Here is a 16195-nt window from a genome sequence, read left to right as displayed (position 1 = left end):
CTGTCGCTTCGTGGTCGAGACCGGGGCACGGACGCTGTGAAACCTTCTTGGTGACGCAGCCGTCCTCCCCAGGTGTGATCAGTCTAGGGACCGGGGGCCGCGCGGGGGTCCTCCCGGGGCCGCTGTTATCGCTTCGCAACACGCGGCGCCCGGAGAGGACGCGGTGCTCAGGACGCCGCGTCGAGATCCCCGCTCCCCTCGAAGGCCTCGCGGTCGATGACCTGCCGGCGACGCGAGCGGGCGATCGCCGGATCCGGGATCGGGACGGCGCTGAGCAGCTCCTTGCTGTACTCGTGCTGCGGGTTCGAGAAGACCTCCTCCGTCAGCCCCATCTCCACGATCTTCCCCTTGCGCATGACCGCGATCCGGTCGGAGATGTGGCGGACCACGGAGAGGTCGTGGGAGACGAACAGGAAGCTCACGCCCAGCCGGGTCTTGAGGTCCGCGAGCATCGCGAGCACGCCCGCCTGCACCGTCACGTCGAGCGCCGAGGTCGGCTCGTCGAGCACGATGAGCTTCGGCTCGCAGGCGAGAGCACGGGCCACGCCGACGCGCTGCCGCTGCCCGCCCGAGAACTCGGTCGGATAGCGCATCGCGTGCTCGGGCTGGAGGCCCACCATCTTCAGGAGCCATTCGACGCGCTCGGCCATCTTCTCCGCGGAGTATCCCTGCACGCGCATCGGCTCCCGGATGATGTCGCCGATCGGCAGCCGTGGATCGAGCGCCGCCATCGGGTCCTGGAAGACGATGGCGACATCGGAGCGCAGCGTCTTGCGCTCCCTGCTGGTCAGGGCGCCGGTCTCCTTGCCGCCGATCCGGATCACGCCCTGCTGCGGCGTGCGCAGCTGCATGATCTCCATCAGCGTGGTCGTCTTGCCGCATCCCGACTCGCCGACCAGGGCGAAGCACTCGCCCTCGCGGATGTCGAAGGAGATGCCGTCCACGGCCCGCTGCTCCCCCACCTTGCGGCGGACCAGCGCCCCCTTGGTGATCGGGTAGACGCGGTGGAGGTCCTCGACCTCGAGGACGGCCGGGCGCTCCTCGCGGGGCGCGGCGTCGGGGGCCGCCTGCTCGGCCGCCTCGGCGACCTTGCGCAGCGCGCTGCCGGCCACGCTCTGGGACCCCTCGGACTCGGCGAGGTCCACGCGCGGCACGGCCGAGAGCAGATCCCGCGTGTACTGCTCGCGGGGGCGGTAGAAGATGTCGTCCACGCCGCCGGTCTCGATCATGCGGGAGTCCTTCATGACCAGCACCCGATCGGCGAAGCCGGCGACGACGCCCATGTCATGGGTGATGAGCACGGTCGCTGCGCCCAGCATCTCCTGCGCGGACTTCAGCAGCTCCATGACCTGCGCCTGGATCGTGACGTCGAGAGCCGTGGTGGGCTCGTCGGCGATGATCAGCTCGGGCTCGTTGGCGATCGCCATCGCGATCATGGCGCGCTGGCGCATGCCGCCGGAGAACTCGTGGGGGTACTGCCGGGCACGGCGGCCCGGCTCGGGAATGCCCACGGCGTCCAGCAGCTCCACCGCCCGGTCGAAGGCCGCCGACGCGGTCGTCTTCGGATGGTGGATGCGCACCACCTCGGCGATCTGGTCGCCGACCCGGTAGACGGGGGTGAGAGCGGACAGCGGGTCCTGGAAGACCATCGAGATGGTGTTGCCCCGCAGCTCGGAGAGCTGACGGTCCTCGAGGGTGAAGATCTTCCGGCCCATCAGCTCGATGTCGCCGGTGATGGTGGCGGTTCCGGGCAGCAGCCCCATCACCGCGAGGGAGCTCACGGACTTCCCGGAGCCGGATTCGCCGACGATCGCGAGGGCCTCGCCCTTGTGGACCTCGTAGCTGAGGTTCGAGACCGCATGCACGGTTCCCGCCTCCGAGGGGAAGGTGACGCTGAGGTCCCGGACGGAGAGGATCGGTTCAGACATTCTGCTCCCCTTCTACAGACGGCTCGAGCCGCTGGTCGGGTCGAGGGCGTCGCGCAGCGCCTCGCCCATGAGGTTGATCGAGATGACGAGGGCGGCGAGCACGATCGCCGGCGGGATCCACGTGTACGGAGCCGAGATGTTGTAGTCCTGCAGCACGGTGCCCAGCGAGACCTGCGGGTACTGGATGCCGAAGCCGATGAACGACAGGCCCGTCTCGCCGAGGATGGCGCCGCTGACCCCGAGGGTCGTGTCGATGATGATCCAGCTCGCGATGTTCGGGATGATGTGCCGCGTCATCGTGACGATGGGATGCACGCCCATGAAGCGCGCCGCCTCGACGTACTCGGTGCGCACCAGCTGCTGGGTCATGGCGCGCAGCACACGCGCGGTGAGCATCCACGCGAACAGGGCCAGCAGCGGGATCAGCAGCAGCCAGGTCGCCCGCTGCAGGACGGGGCTGAACAGCATCAGCAGCAGGAGCGAGGGGATCACCAGGAACAGGTTGATGAGGTTCACGAGCGCGCCGTCCGCGATCGCTCCCCATTTGCCCTTGTTGCCCACGTAGCCGGCGACGATGCCGACGATGAGCGCGAGCAGGGACGTGAGCACAGCGGTCCCCAGGCCGATCACGAGGGAGATCCGCAGGCCCTTCATCGTGCGCGCGAAGATGTCCAGGCCGTTCTCGTTCACGCCGAACCAGTGGTAGGCGCTGGGACCCGTGAGCGCATTGCGCAGGTCCCGCTCGAAGGGCCCGTACTGGTAGAACATCGGCGCGAAGATCGCCATGAGCACGAGCAGCGCGAAGATGATCATGCCGACCCAGGCGCTGCGGTTGCGCAGGAACCGCCGTCGCAGCAGCTCGCCGCGACCCATCGACTCGATCGACCGAGCGTCGCCGGCGGGGACGTCGAGATCCGCGAGGGCGGGGTCCTCGAGGACGGCGCCGAGCACGGGATTCGCGGAGGGATCCGTCGTCTGCTGGAGCTTCGCGGCATCGTCGGTGCCGCGCATGTCGGAAGGATTCGTCATGGTGTCACCGGATCCTCGGGTCGAGCAGGCCCTGCAGGAAATCTGCGAAGGTCGCGGAGAGAAGCGTCAGGATCGCCGTGTAGAGCACGACGCCGGCGGTGCCGTTGACGTCGGCCATGCCGATCGAGGACACGGCGAAGCGGCCGACCCCCTGCCAGTTGAACATCAGCTCGACGAACAGCGAACCGGTGAAGGCTCCCCCGACGGCGAAGGCGAAGTACTGGCCCATGGGGATCAGCGCCATGCGCAGGCCGTGCTTGGTCATCGCCTTCCCTCGGGTCAGGCCCTTGGCGCGGGCCGTACGGAGGTAGTCGCTGCCCAGCACGTCGAGCGTGGTGACCTTCATATAGCGGGAGTAGGAGGCCGCGGCGAAGAGCGCGAGCACGATGGTCGGCATGACCAGAGCCTTGGCCTGGTAGCTGATCGAGGCCCAGGAGCCCTCGGGGAGGAGCGGGTTGATCGGATTGATGGCGGGCAGGCCCCAGCCGCTCAGGTCCATGATCCCCTGGTTGGTCTGCTGCACGACGAGGATGACCACCGGGGTCGGGAGGGACACGAGCAGGAATGCGAGGATCGTCGCGACGCGGTCGCCGATGCCGTTGCGGCGCACCGCGGTCACCATGCCGATCAGCACCCCGAGGACGGTGCCGATGACGGTGCCGAGCACGACGAGGCGCAGCGAGATCGGCACGCGGTTGCCGAGCTCCTCCATCACCGGGACCATCGCCTTGTTGGTCCCCGTCGTGACCCCCAGATCACCCCGGATCAGCCCGCCCAGCCAGGTCGCATACCGCTCGAACAGCGGGGTGGCCGGGTTGACGTTCCGGACGTTCAGGTACTCCTGGGCTGTCGCCGCAGGCACCGGCTCCGTGGCCATCGGCGGGTACAGCACCTCTTCCGGGTGCAGCAGCGAGGCCGCCAGCAGGTAGGCGAAGCTCGTGGCGACGAACGCCAGGATCACGTAGGTCAGCAGCCGGATGGAGACGAATCTAAGCACGTCGCCTCCCCTGGTCGCGTTCACACATCACGCAGTCTTCCTTTCATACCCCGGGTGTCCGTCCGGCGTCCCCGGCTCTGATCGAGCTCCGGCGCCATCGCCGGGCCCACGGGCTCCGGACGCTGCGGAACCCCGGGCACGATGTACGAGCATCGGAGGTCGCAGAGGGACTGGAACCTCCCCGGTCGGGCGATGTTCCACGGGTCACGATAACGCTTGACAACGCTCCACCATGCCTCAGGGTCAGGATCCGCCGCGTGCTCAGGTGCCAGATATGCTCGAATCGTGACCTTCCTGCACCTGCTCGTCCTCGTGGTCGGCGTCCTCGCCGCGGTCGCCCTGGCCGACGTGCTGGGACATCGCGGGATCGGCCCCTGGCCCGCGGGGCTGCTGGTGCTGCCGCTCGTGCTCCTCGCCGGCTACCTCTACAGCGCCTGGATCGCGGCCTTCGCCCTGGGCTTCGCGCTCGGGGCCGCGATCATGCTCGGCGCCGCCCTCGTCCGCAGCGTGCGGGACCATCGCCGGATGCGACGCGAGGAGCGCGATCGCCGGCGGGCCGCGGCGGCCGTCGACGGAGCTCCGGGGAACGGCCCGGGGCGCGCTCGGCGCTGAGCCCGCCGCACGAGTCCGGCCCCGGCCCTCGGGAGGACGACCGGTACGGGCCCTCATCCATGGGCCGGCCGAAGATCCAGGCACCGCACGCTCTCCCCGTACGGCAGCGCCTCCCCGGCGGCGAGCTCCACGATGACCAGGGCATCGGCCGTGGCAAAGGGCGCCAGGCGCCGCCCGGGCAGCAGACGCGCGCGCGGGGCCTCCCCCGCGCGCTGCTCGAGCCGGGCCGGCAGGGCGTGCAGGCGCGACCGGGCGGCATCCCGGGCCCCGCGGGGACGGCCGAGCGGCGGGCGCGGCGACCCGGGACCGCCGAGGAGGACCGCAGCGGTGAGATCCTCCTCGCCCAGCAGCGGGCGCACGACGAGGTGGAATCCGACCAGGGCCCCCACCGGGGTGCCGGGCAGGTGCACGACCGGGACCGCGCGGCCGTCCGGTCCGGGGAGCGTGCCGCGCCCCTGGGGCCCGCCGGGCCGCAGGGCGAGATGCGCGAAATGCGAGGTCCCCTCCCCGGCCGGTCCCAGGGCCGCCTTCACGACGTCGAAGGCCCCATGCCCGATCCCGCCCGTGGTCAGCACCAGATCCGCGTCCTGCGCCGCGTCCCGGACGATCCGGAGGAAGGCGGCGGGATCGTCGCCGCTGCGCAGGATCCGTGCGGCGCAGCCCCGCTCGGCGACGGCGGCGGCGAGCATGATCCCGTTGGAGTCCCGGACCGCGCCGGTCGCCTGCCCGAACGGGAGATCGCCCCCGGGCAGGACCTCGTCCCCGGTGACGAGCACCGTGACGCGCGGCGCCCGCGCGTCGACGGCTCCCCGCGCCGCCGGATCCGGGGCGTGGACGGGGAGGTCGGTCACGCCGAGCATCGCCGCGAGGGCCAGGAGCCCCGGACCCACGCGGGTCCCCGCGGGGGCGAGCAGGCTGTCGCGGGCGATCTCCTCCCCGGCGCCGCGCACATGACGCCCGGCGCGCAGCCCGGGCACGGGCCCGATCAGGATCCGCGCCGGGGCGGCCCCGTGGGGGTCGGCGTCGGTGCGCTCGACCTCGATCACGGCATCGGCGCCGTGCGGGATCGGCGCGCCCGTCATGATCCGCGCCGCGGCCCCGGGCGGGAGCTGGCCCGCCGTGGCAGCCGGGCCCGGGGACGCCGGAAGATCGAGGGCCACCGGCAGGCTCGCGCCCCCGGCGGGATCGACGTCGGCGGCACGCACGGCGAAGCCGTCCATGGCGGAGACCGGCAGGCCCGGGACGTCCTCCGGGGAGCGCAGGTCCTCGCGCAGGATCCCCCCGAGGACCGCGAGCACCGCCCCGGGCTCCGCGCCGGACGCGCCCGCCGGCACGGCATCCGCGCCGCGGCTCCGCTGCGCGAGCAGCGGCCCCAGCAGCTCCCGCGTCCGCGCCCGCCACCGCCACGCATCGGGATGCTCGTCGGCATGCACCACAGGGCTCCTCTCGGGGGCGTCACGGCCGCTGCTGCGTCCGCGTCCGCCCCGATGATCCCATCGGTGCGACACAATCGGGGCATGCGCGAGATCATCATCGAGTCCTTCGGCACCCCGGACGTCCTGCGGCTGCACGAGAGCTCCCCACCGGTGCCGCGCCCCGGGGACGTGCTGGTCAGCGTCGCCTACGCGGGGCTGAACCCGGTCGACCACAAGATGCGCGACGGCAGCTCGGGGCTGTCCCGGATGCTCGAGCTGCCCGCGGTGCTGGGACGGGAGCTGTCCGGTCACGTGATCGGAGCGGCCGATGACGTCGACCTCGCCTCGCGGGGCCTCGCGATCGGCTCCCCCGTCTTCGGGGTGCGCACCGACGATCTGCGCGGCACCTACGCGGAGACCGTCGCGATCCGCGCCGAGGACGTGGTCACCGTGCCCGGTGCGCAGCCGGACCTGCGCACCTATGCGGGGCTCGCGCTCGCGGGCTCGACGGCGCTGACGGCCCTCGAGGACGACGCCCGTCTGCGCCCCGGGCAGACCCTGCTCGTGCACGGAGGCACCGGCGGGGTGGGGCAGCTGCTGATCCCGCTGGCCCTCCAGGCCGGCGCCGCCCGGGTGCTCGCGACCGGGAGCGCCGCGAACGCGGGGCGGATCCGCGAGCTGGGCGGCGAGCCGATCGCCTACGACGAGGAGGACTGGGTCGCCCGGGTGCGGGAGGAGACGCGCGGCCGCGGCGTCGACGCGATCATCGACCTGCACTACTTCTCGACGTTCCTGCCCAGCCTCGACGTCCTCGCCGACGGCGGCCGCATCGTCGCCGTGCCCACCCTGGCGGACATCACCCCCGCCCAGGACCGCGGCATCAGCGCGCACATCACGCGGATGGCGCCGACCCGGGGCCGCCTCGAGCTGCTCGCCCGCTCCCACGCCGAAGGGCTGCTGGACGTGGAGATCAGCGAGGTCCTGCCTCTGGCGGAGGTCGCGCGCGGCCACGAGCTCCTCGAGACCGGGCACACCCGGGGGAAGCTCATCCTCGAGGCGCACGCCTGACCCCGGGCGGCCCCGCCCGGGAGGGCGGTTTCCGCTAGGCTCGCAAGCATGGATCCGACGACGCCTGCTCCGACCGCCGCCCCGGATCCTCCCCCGGACCCGCTCGTGGCAGCGCTCGAGCTGCTGCTCCAGCCCGAAGGATGGGAGCTGCTCGCCTCCCTCCCGCCCTACGAGGAGAAGGACGCGCTCTCCCTCGGGGCACGGCTGCGAGGCGCCGGCCATTCCCCGGAGCTCGTCTCCGCGGTGCTCACGCAGTCGCGCCTGCGTGCCCGGGCCGCGGACAAGTTCGGCGAGTTCGCGCGCTCCATGCTGTTCACCCCGCACGGTCTCGAGCAGGCCACCCGGCTGCCGGTCGCGGCGCTGCACGCCCGCCGCTTCCGCGATGCCGCGGTCGCCTCGGTCGCGGACCTCGGCTGCGGCATCGGCGGCGACGCGATGGCGAGCGCGGCCCTGGGCACCGACGTCCTCGCCGTGGACCGCGATCCCGCGACCGTCGCCGTCGCGACCATCAACCTGCGCCCCTTCCCGGCCGCGCAGGTCCGCCTGGGCACGGCCGAGGACCACGACCCCGCCCTGACCGAGGGCATCTGGCTGGATCCCGCGCGCCGTGCTCCCGCCCGCGGTCGCACCCGTCGCCTCCACGACCCGGAGGAGTACGAGCCGCCGCTGTCGACCGTGGAGGCGCTCGCCCGCCGGATCGGGCGCGACGGGCAGGCCGGACCGCTCGGCGCGAAGCTGGGACCCGGCATCGACCATGCCGCCCTGCCCGGCGGCACCGAGACGCAATGGCTGTCCTGGCACGGCCAGGTTCTCGAGGCGACCTGCTGGTTCGGGCCGCTCGCGCGGGAGGGCGTGCGGCGCAGCGCGCTCGTGATCGGGCGCGAGGGCGCGCACGGGATCGCGCTGCGAGAGGGCGCCGAGGTCCCCGACCCCGATCCCGGTCCCGTGGCCTCGCATCTGTACGAGCCAGATGGCGCGGTCATCCGGGCCGGGCTCATCGGCCAGGTCGCCGCGGACCTCGCCGCGCACACCCTCGATCCGACGATCGCCTATCTCAGCTCGGATGCGCGGATCGCCTCCCCCTTCGTCCACGGCTACGCGGTCCGCGACGTCATGCCCTTCTCGCTCAAGCGGCTCACCTCCTATCTGCGCGAGCACCGGATCGGCGTGCTCGAGATCAAGAAGCGGGGCACCGCGATCACCCCCGAGGAGCTGCGCCGCTCCCTCCGCCCCCGCCGCTTCGGCGACGAGTCCGCGACGCTGATCCTCACGCGGATCGCCGGGGAGCAGTCGGTGGTGGTCGCCTCGCCGCACCGCCCGCAGGAACCGATCGCATGAGCGCCGGAGGGACGACGGAGTCCTCGCCGAGCGCACCCGAGCCGGAGGAGCGGGGCCGCCGTGCGCCCCGCTCGTGGGCACCGCTGGTGCTGCTGATCGGCATCGTCTGCCTCCTGCTGCTGGCCCTCGCCTCGACCCGCAGCGACCTCGTGCTCGCAACCTTCGATCCGCCGCGGCCCACCGCGTCGACGACCGCCACCGCCGAGGAGTCCGAGGAGACCCGCGAGGCGCCCGAGTTCACACCGCCGGAGCTCCCGGAGCCGACCGAGCCCGGGGTCGGAGCGGACGTCCTCCGCGCGGTCATCATCACCCTCGCGATCATCGGCGGTCTGGGCCTGCTCCTGCTGATCCTCTGGATCATCCAGCGCACCCTCGCGCTGCGCCGCCGGGCCCAGCGCGCCGTCGCCGCCGAGGACGAGGACCTCGACGTGCTCACCGCCGCGCAGGCCGCGGAGGCGATCGACGACGCCGTCGTGCAGCTGACCCGCACCGCCAGGCCGGGCGACGCCGTGATCGCCGCCTGGCTCGCCCTGCAGGGCGCGATAGCCCGGACAGGGATCCGCCGCGGCCCCACCCAGACCACGCAGGAGTTCGTGGTCGCCGTCCTCGGCGCCCTCGACCTGGACCGGACCGATCTCGAGTCCTTCGCCGCGCTCTACGGGCAGGCCCTGTTCTCCGGGGAGCCGATCACGGAGGAGGACCGCGACACCGCGCTCTCCCTGCTCACCCGGCTGTCCGGCCAGCTCTCGGCGCGCGCGGGAGGGACGGCATGACCCCGGCCCCCGGCGCGCGGGAGCTCGCCGTCCTCCTGCGCGACATCGCGATCGGCCTCGCCACGGCCCTGCTCGCGATCATCGTCCTGTCCTTCGTGGGCATGCACCTCCAGCCGATCCTGCCGCTGTCCCTCGCGGTGCTCGGCGCGACCGGGCTGTGGTTCCTGCGTCGGGGCATCTCCCGGGCCGACGCCGCCGACCATCCCGAGCTCGACCTGGACCCCGACGCCGCCCGTCCCGACGCCCGCGACGTGCTGGTCCGCAAGATGGAGGCCGCCGCCTATTCCGCGCAGCCCTCCCGGAAGATCACGGGCCGCGCGGTCAGCCAGATCCTCGCACGCATCGCGGAGGAGCGGGAGCACCGCGAGGACGTGCCGCCGCTGTCGGAGGGGCTGCGCCGGCTCATCGCCGAGTCCCAGCAAGGGGACCACGACGCGCATCCCATCGGCCCCATCGACCGCGCCGCGCTGCACCGCCACCTGCGCGAGCTCGCCGCCGTCCCGACACCCCCGAAGGCCCCGCCCGCGACCGAGGAGATCCCCGCATGACCAGCACCCCCGCCCCCAGCGACCCCCGCCCGGCGAGCGTCGATCCCGCCCGCGCCTCCCGCAGCGCCGCCGAGGTCCTCGACGCCGTCGAGCAGGCCGTCGTCGGCAAGCGCCCCGTCCTCGAGCAGATCCTCGCCGGGATCCTCGCGGGCGGCCATGTGCTCCTCGAGGACCTCCCGGGACTCGGCAAGACCCTCGCCGCCCGATCCTTCGCGCAGGCGCTGGGGCTGCCCTTCACCCGCGCCCAGTTCACGCCGGACCTGCTGCCCGCCGATCTCACCGGAGCGGAGGTCTTCGACCAGCGCACCGGCGAGTTCGCCTTCCGCCCCGGTCCGGTGTTCACCGGCCTGCTGCTGGCCGACGAGATCAACCGCACCCCGCCGAAGACGCAGTCCGCCCTGCTGGAGGCCATGCAGGAGCGCCAGGTGACCGTCGAGGGCACCACCCGGAAGCTGCCGCGGCCCTTCCACGTGCTCGCCACCGCGAACCCGGTCGAGCACGAGGGCACCTATCCCCTGCCGGAGGCCCAGCTGGACCGCTTCCTGCTGCGGCTGTCCTTCGGCTACCCCAGCGCGCAGGAGGAGTGGGACGTCCTCTCCCGCCGTCTGCGACGCGGCACCGAGGACCAGTCCGTGCCGCAGGTCATCGATGCGGCCGGACTGCTGGCGGTGCAGGAGGCGGTCGAGCAGGTGCACGTCGACGACGAGGTCGGCGCCTACGCGGTCGAGCTGGTCCGCGCCACTCGGCGGCACCCGCATGCCCTGGTCGGCTCCTCGCCACGCGGCACCCTCGCCCTGATCACCTGCGCCCGTGCCCTCGCCGTGATCCGCGGACGGGGCTTCGTGCTGCCGGAGGACGTCAAGGTCCTCGCCCATGCCGCGCTCGATCATCGGGTGACCATCAAGCCGGAGCTGTGGCTGCAGAACGCGAGCGGGCACGGCGTCGTCGAGGCCGCGCTCTCCGAGGTCGAGGTCCCCGTCGCGCGGTCCGCCGCGCAGACGCCCGCCGCGGCCCGGGCGTGAACCGCTCATGACCTCCGATGCGCCCGTCATGCCCGCAGGCGGGGCCCGCACGCGCGCCGAGGAGCGGCCGGCGCTGCGCCCCACCGCGGCGCACACCCGCGCGCTTCTCACCGGCGCCCTCGCGGCGCTGATCGCCGTGCTCGCCGGACGACCGGATCTGCTGGTCCTCGTGCTGCCGCTGCTGGTGTGGGTGCTGCTCGCCCATGTCGCCCGCCTGCGCCGCCCCGGCCCGGAGCCCGGCACCGTCGCCGCCCCCGTGCTGCGCCTGTCCACGAACCGGGTGGCGGAGGGGCGCACCGTGACGGCGCGGGTGCACGCCTCCCCCGGGCTCCTCGTCGGCGCCGTGCTCCCGGCACGGGCCCACGCCTACTCGAGCCCCCGTCACGGGGCCGAGGCCGATGCCGACAGCGCCGGCATCTCCCTCACCGTGCGGCGCTGGGGCGACTACGAGGTCGGCCCCGCGACCGTGCAGCTGCTCGACCCGAGCGGGGCCTTCCGGGCGCAGGTCGACCTGGGCCCCCTGCACCTGCAGGTCACCCCGGATGCTCCCGTCCTCGAAGCACCCGTGGACGTGCCGTCCGTGATCGGCATCAGCGGCGTCCACATCTCGCGACGGCGCGGCCCCGGCACGGCGCTCGCGGACGTCCGTCCCTTCCAGCCCGGGGACCGGCTCCATCGCATCAACTGGCGGGTCACCTCCCGCACCGGGGTCATGCACACCAGCGCGACCTTCACCGAGCAGGACACCGACGTCCTCCTGGTCACCGACACCCTGGTCGACGTGGTGCCCCCGCCGTCCGCTCCCGAGGACTCCCCCTCGAGCCTGGACGTGACCGTGCGCGCCTCCGCGGCCGTGGCCCGCCACTACCTGACGGCCGGGGACCGGGTCGCCCTGCACGACCTGGGACGTCTCATCGGGCCCGTGCGTCCGGGCACCGGCGCACGCCATCTGCGGGTCCTCACCGACGCCCTCGCGCGCGCCGCCCGCGACACCGGGACCGGCCGCGCGGTGCCGCTGCGCTCGGTGCGCTCGGGAACGCTCACGGTCGTCTTCACCCCGCTGCTGCACGACCAGGTCGTCGCGCAGATCGGCGATCTGGTCGCGCAGGGGGCCGATGTGATCGTGGTCGATACCCTGCCCCTGGGGGTCGGCGACGCGTCCGCTCTGCACGGCCGACCGGAGCGGCGCCCCGACGGGCGGGCCTCGGACCGGTTCTGGACCGAGGCCTGGGTCATGCGGCGCCTGCTGCGCGAGCGCACCGTCCGCGAGCTGCGCGAGCGCGGCGTCCCCGTCACCGCCTGGGAGGGCCCCGCCTCCCTGGCACCCATCGTGCTCTCGCTCATGGCGGCGGGCTCCGCACCCCGGATCCGGAGGTCCTGATGCGGCATCTCGTCGAGACCATCGCCCAGTCCCTCGCGGATCTGCGGATCGTCAGCCGCAGCCACTGGGCCCTGCGCCTGGGCGCGCTCGCCCTCCTGGTGGCCGCGGACGTGCTCGCCCTGGACCTGGATCCGCTGGGCGGCACGGTCCCCACCCTGGTCAGCGTGCTCGTGCTGGTCCTCGGGCTCGCGCAGACCCTGCGCCCCGACTCCGACGTGGGCCTCGTGGCGTTCGGGCTGATCATCCTCACGGCGGCGGCGCGGGGACCGTTCCCGCTGACGCACCTGCTCTCCCTTGCGGCCGTCCTGTTCCTCGCCCATTCCTGCTGGGCGCTCGCCGCGATCTCCCCCGCCTACGGCGTGATCCGGGGCGGCGCGGTGCGCCGTCACGCCCGCGGCAGCCTGCCGGCCCTCGGGCTCGGTCTGCTGGGCGGGGCGGTGCTGTGGCTCGCCGCCGCGGAGGGCCTGCGGATCGGCGGCTGGGCGATGATCCCCGGGGTTCTCGCCCTGGTCGTGCTGCTGATCATGCTCATGCCGCGGGAGGAGCCGCTCGTGGCCCCGCAGCGGCGTCGGCGCCGCTGAGCGGAGAGGACCGGGCGGCGACCCGCGGACCCGCACCCCGCGCAGCGGGACTTCTCCGCCGCCGGCCAGCTCGCGGGTCTACCGTGTGTGCCATGTGGCAGATGATGGACCTCCTGTACGGGCACAAGAAGCAGATGGTCACGGCGGAGGAGTCGCTCCCGGGCCGGAGCAGCTCCCCGTACCCCCTGGCCCGGATCCATGCCGTGCTCGGCACCGACATGCTGGGGCCGGACGCCCCGGAGGACCCCCGGCCCTGGCCCGCCGATGCCGAGGAGATCATCCTCGCCGGCGGCTGCTTCTGGGGCATCGAGCGGATCGCCTGGCAGATCCCGGGGGTGCACACCACCTCCTCCGGGTACGCGGGCGGATACACCCCGCATCCCACCTACGAGGAGGTCTTCTCCGCTCGGACCGGGCATGCGGAGGCGGTCCGCGTCGTGTACCGCGGCGCTGACCACGAGGCGCGGGACAGGGTGCTGCGGGCGCTGCTGACCGAGTTCTGGCAGCAGCACGACCCGACCACCGCGATGCGACAGGGCAACGATGTGGGCACCGAGTACCGCAGCGCCGTCTACTGGACGACCGCGCACCAGGGACGGATCGTGCAGGACTCGGCCCGCCGCTACCAGGAGGCGCTGGATGCGGCCGGGCGCGGCACCATCACCACCGAGCTCGCGCCGCTGGCCGAGGCCGGGAACGGCCGCTACTACACCGCGGAGCCCGAGCATCAGCAGTACCTCGCCACGAACCCGGGCGGCTACTGCAACCACGGCTTCAACGGCGTCGCCTGCACGATCGGCTGATCGGCCCTCCGCTCCCGCTCAGCCCTGCGCCTGCGCGGAGGCGGCGGCCAGCACGCGGGACAGCGGTCCGTAGTGCACGCGCACCGCCTGCCGGTAGGCGTCGGCGTCGCCCGCCTCGACCGCGGCGACCATCGCCCGGTGCGCCTCGACGGTCTCGAGGATGTCGCGGGCGGGCGGCAGCCCGAGCATCGGCACCGCGGAGGTGTGGATCTCCCAGAAGGCCTGCGCGAGCTGCACGAGCAGGCCGTTGCTGACGGGGGCGAGCAGGCGCGCATGGAAGGCGGCATCGGCCTCCGGGAAGGGCTCGCCGAGGTCCGCGAGGCGCCGCATCTCCTCCACGTGCTCCTCGAGCTCGGGGTTCTGCGTGCCGCGGTAGTGCTCGACGAGCTCCTGCGCGACCGAGAGGTCCAGGGCGATGCGCAGCTCGACCACCTCTCGCAGGGCGCGCAGGTCGTTCCCGTCGTCGAGCCGGGCGCGGAAGAGCAGCCCGTCCACGAGCGGGGCGAGCGAGAGGGCGCCGACGAACGTGCCGTGCCCGTGACGCACCTCCACGATGTCGAGGGAGGCGAGCGTGCGCATCGCCTCCCGCAGCGAGGACCGCGAGATCTCCAGCCGCTCGCACAGGGCGCTCTCGGTGGGCATGGGATCGCCGGGGCGCAGCCCCTCCTCCAGGATCAGGTCCTGGATGCGACGCACGGCGGTCCCCTCGGTCCTGATGCGGGCCATATCGTCTCCTTCTCCCCTGTGGATCCCTAGTCTGCCTGGCTCTGCCCGGCGACGCGCGCCGCTCGGGGCGGAAGACCTCGAAACGGAAGGTCTCGAAGCGGTCACGACCCCGAGCGCGCGGCTCGCGCTGTCCTCCGAAAGGAGGTACAGTCCTGAACATCAGACATCATACGTCTGATGTCCTGGAAGAGGAAGCGGTCGGCCTCCCACTCGCAGCGGGTCGTGAACCGCCCGGCAGGAGGACGCCCATGGCGGCGTCCACCGCTCCTCCGGGACGCAGCAGTCGTGCAAGCGGTCCGAGCGGACCGCCCGACCGAAGGGATGCAGCCCCTGTGAGCACCTCGACCAGCCGCCGCGGATTCCTCCGCGCCACCACCGTCCTCGCCGGCGCCGCCGGCATCGTCGCGACCATCGGCGCCTGCGCGCCCCGGGACAGCTCCGGCAGCCCGGGCCAGCAGGCCTCCGGCGCCGCGGAGGCGAAGACCGACGGCACCATCACCGCCGCCATCTCCTACGAGCTCGGCACCAACGGCTACGACCCCATGACCACCTCGGCCGCCCTCACCACGGCCGTCAACTGGCACACGCTCGAGGGCCTGACGGAGCTGCACCCGGTCACCCGCGAGGTCTACGCCGCGCTCGCCACCGAGCTGCCCAGCGCGACCGGCACCAGCGTCGACATCACCCTGCGCGACGGCGCGACCTTCCACGACGACAGCCCCGTCACCGCGGACGACGTGGTCTACTCCTTCGAGCGCGTGCTCGACCCGGCGAACGCCTCCCTCTACGCCGGCTTCATCGACTTCATCGAATCCGTCGAGGCGAAGGACGACAGCACCGTCACCGTCACCCTCGCCCACCCCGTCGCGATCCTCGCCGAGCGTCTCAGCGTCGTGAAGATCGTGCCGAAGGCCGCAGTGGAGGCCGACGCCAAGGCCTTCGACGCCAGCCCCGTCGGCTCCGGCCCCTACAGGATGACCGACAACGGCGCCTCCTCGAAGTCCGTCGGCTTCGAGCGCTTCGAGGCCTACAACGGCCCGCAGCCGGCTCTCGCGAAGACCATGACATGGCAGATCATCCCGGACGCCTCGACCCGCACCAACGCGATCCAGTCCACGACCGCGCAGGCCATCGACTCGGTCCCCTACCTCTCGATCGACCAGCTCAAGGCCAGCAGCACCGTCGAGTCGGCGCAGGGCTTCGGCCTGCTGTTCGCCATGTTCAACAACGACAGGTCCAACCCCTTCGCCGACGTGAGGAACCGCCGGGCGTTCCTGTACGCGCTGGACATGGACACGATCATCACCGACGGTCTCGCCGGCCAGGCCGAGGCCGCCACCTCCTTCGTCCAGAAGGACCACCCGCAGTACAAGCAGGCCTCCACCGTCTACGCCCTCGACCTCGAGAAGGCCACGAGCCTCTTCGCCGAGACGGGGCTGACCTCCTTCCGCCTGCTGTGCACGGACCACGACTGGGTCAAGCAGTGCTCGCCGATCATCCAGCAGTCCCTCGAGGCCGCCGGGGTCACCGTCGAGTTCGCGGAGAAGCAGTCCGCGGACGTGTACAACACCATCGACGGCAAGCCTGAGGCCTTCGACGTGGTGATCGCCCCCGGGGACCCCTCGGTCTTCGGCAACGACCCCGACCTGCTCATGCGCTGGTGGTACTACGCCGACACCTGGACGGACACCCGCATGCACTGGAAGGGCTCTGAGAGCTACCAGAAGGTCCACGACCTGCTGGACCGGGGCATGGAGGAGACCGACGAGACCGCGCAGGTCGACATCTGGCACCAGGCGTTCGACATCATCTCCGACGAGGTCCCGCTGTACCCGCTCTTCCACCGCAAGGCGCCCACCGCGTGGGACGCGTCCACCCTCGTCGACTTCCAGCCCACGGCGCTGACCGGGCTGAGCTTCGTGGGCGTCGGCTCCTCCCGGTGACCGCGGCCCGGCGGCGGCCCTCCCCCGCCGA

15 protein-coding genes are annotated in these 16195 nt (G+C 72.8%); 10 read left to right on the top strand and 5 right to left on the bottom strand.

What is annotated here, in order from left to right:
- Positions 1 to 167: 167 nt before the first annotated feature.
- From ACFFF6_RS14970 to ACFFF6_RS14960, 3 genes are read right to left on the bottom strand one after another with little or no spacing between them, the layout of a single operon-like run.
- Entirely contained in the window at positions 168 to 1928 is a 1761-nt protein-coding gene (locus ACFFF6_RS14970) for an ABC transporter ATP-binding protein (protein WP_376982139.1), read from the bottom strand.
- A 12-nt stretch (positions 1929 to 1940) separates the two neighbouring features.
- Complete coding sequence (locus tag ACFFF6_RS14965) at positions 1941 to 2957, bottom strand: ABC transporter permease (protein ID WP_376982137.1); 1017 nt, start codon at positions 2955 to 2957, stop codon at positions 1941 to 1943.
- 4 nt (positions 2958 to 2961) lie between these two features.
- The gene (locus tag ACFFF6_RS14960) at positions 2962 to 3978 is read right to left on the bottom strand and encodes an ABC transporter permease (RefSeq protein WP_376982135.1); all 1017 of its coding nucleotides are present in this window, start codon (positions 3976 to 3978) and stop codon (positions 2962 to 2964) included.
- Between the two features lie 261 nt (positions 3979 to 4239).
- On the opposite strand from ACFFF6_RS14960, the gene ACFFF6_RS14955 reads away from it, so the two are divergent.
- Positions 4240 to 4566, top strand: a complete 327-nt coding sequence (locus ACFFF6_RS14955; RefSeq protein WP_376982133.1) for a hypothetical protein — start codon at positions 4240 to 4242, stop codon at positions 4564 to 4566.
- Positions 4567 to 4619: 53 nt separating this feature from the next.
- On the opposite strand, the gene ACFFF6_RS14950 is transcribed toward ACFFF6_RS14955, so the two are convergent.
- A complete protein-coding gene (locus ACFFF6_RS14950) occupies positions 4620 to 5999 on the bottom strand; it encodes a molybdopterin molybdotransferase MoeA (protein ID WP_376982131.1) in 1380 nt (459 codons plus the stop codon).
- A gap of 84 nt (positions 6000 to 6083) precedes the next feature.
- On the opposite strand from ACFFF6_RS14950, the gene ACFFF6_RS14945 reads away from it, so the two are divergent.
- From ACFFF6_RS14945 to msrA, 8 genes are all read left to right on the top strand, one after another.
- On the top strand, positions 6084 to 7049 hold the full coding sequence (locus tag ACFFF6_RS14945; RefSeq protein ID WP_376982129.1) for an NADP-dependent oxidoreductase: 966 nt from the start codon (positions 6084 to 6086) through the stop codon (positions 7047 to 7049).
- A gap of 48 nt (positions 7050 to 7097) precedes the next feature.
- A complete protein-coding gene (locus ACFFF6_RS14940; RefSeq protein WP_376982127.1) occupies positions 7098 to 8387 on the top strand; it encodes a THUMP-like domain-containing protein in 1290 nt (429 codons plus the stop codon).
- Positions 8384 to 9160: a DUF4129 domain-containing protein gene (locus tag ACFFF6_RS14935; RefSeq protein ID WP_376982125.1), complete on the top strand. Its 777-nt coding sequence runs from the start codon at positions 8384 to 8386 to the stop codon at positions 9158 to 9160. Before ACFFF6_RS14940 ends, ACFFF6_RS14935 begins: the two co-directional genes overlap by 4 nt.
- Positions 9157 to 9708: a hypothetical protein gene (locus ACFFF6_RS14930; protein ID WP_376982123.1), complete on the top strand. Its 552-nt coding sequence runs from the start codon at positions 9157 to 9159 to the stop codon at positions 9706 to 9708. Before ACFFF6_RS14935 ends, ACFFF6_RS14930 begins: the two co-directional genes overlap by 4 nt.
- Positions 9705 to 10730, top strand: a complete 1026-nt coding sequence (locus tag ACFFF6_RS14925) for an AAA family ATPase (RefSeq protein ID WP_376982121.1) — start codon at positions 9705 to 9707, stop codon at positions 10728 to 10730. The genes ACFFF6_RS14930 and ACFFF6_RS14925 overlap by 4 nt, the downstream gene beginning before the upstream one ends.
- Positions 10731 to 10737: 7 nt before the next feature.
- Complete coding sequence (locus tag ACFFF6_RS14920; RefSeq protein WP_376982119.1) at positions 10738 to 12111, top strand: DUF58 domain-containing protein; 1374 nt, start codon at positions 10738 to 10740, stop codon at positions 12109 to 12111.
- Positions 12111 to 12692: a hypothetical protein gene (locus ACFFF6_RS14915; RefSeq protein ID WP_376982117.1), complete on the top strand. Its 582-nt coding sequence runs from the start codon at positions 12111 to 12113 to the stop codon at positions 12690 to 12692. Before ACFFF6_RS14920 ends, ACFFF6_RS14915 begins: the two co-directional genes overlap by 1 nt.
- 92 nt (positions 12693 to 12784) lie before the next feature.
- The gene (msrA, locus tag ACFFF6_RS14910) at positions 12785 to 13495 is read left to right on the top strand and encodes a peptide-methionine (S)-S-oxide reductase MsrA (RefSeq protein ID WP_376982115.1); all 711 of its coding nucleotides are present in this window, start codon (positions 12785 to 12787) and stop codon (positions 13493 to 13495) included.
- Between the two features lie 18 nt (positions 13496 to 13513).
- On the opposite strand, the gene ACFFF6_RS14905 is transcribed toward msrA, so the two are convergent.
- A complete protein-coding gene (locus tag ACFFF6_RS14905) occupies positions 13514 to 14221 on the bottom strand; it encodes a FadR/GntR family transcriptional regulator (protein ID WP_376982113.1) in 708 nt (235 codons plus the stop codon).
- 332 nt (positions 14222 to 14553) lie between these two features.
- Here ACFFF6_RS14905 and ACFFF6_RS14900 point away from each other — a divergent pair, with 332 nt between their 5' ends.
- Positions 14554 to 16164 (top strand): ABC transporter substrate-binding protein, encoded by a 1611-nt coding sequence (locus tag ACFFF6_RS14900; RefSeq protein ID WP_376982110.1) that lies wholly within the window; start codon positions 14554 to 14556, stop codon positions 16162 to 16164.
- The last annotated feature ends 31 nt before the right edge of the window (positions 16165 to 16195 follow it).

It is taken from the genome of Brachybacterium hainanense, assembly GCF_042434575.1.
Classification (GTDB): Bacteria; Actinomycetota; Actinomycetes; order Actinomycetales; family Dermabacteraceae; genus Brachybacterium; species Brachybacterium hainanense.
This window is presented reverse-complemented; position numbering and strand designations above follow the sequence as displayed.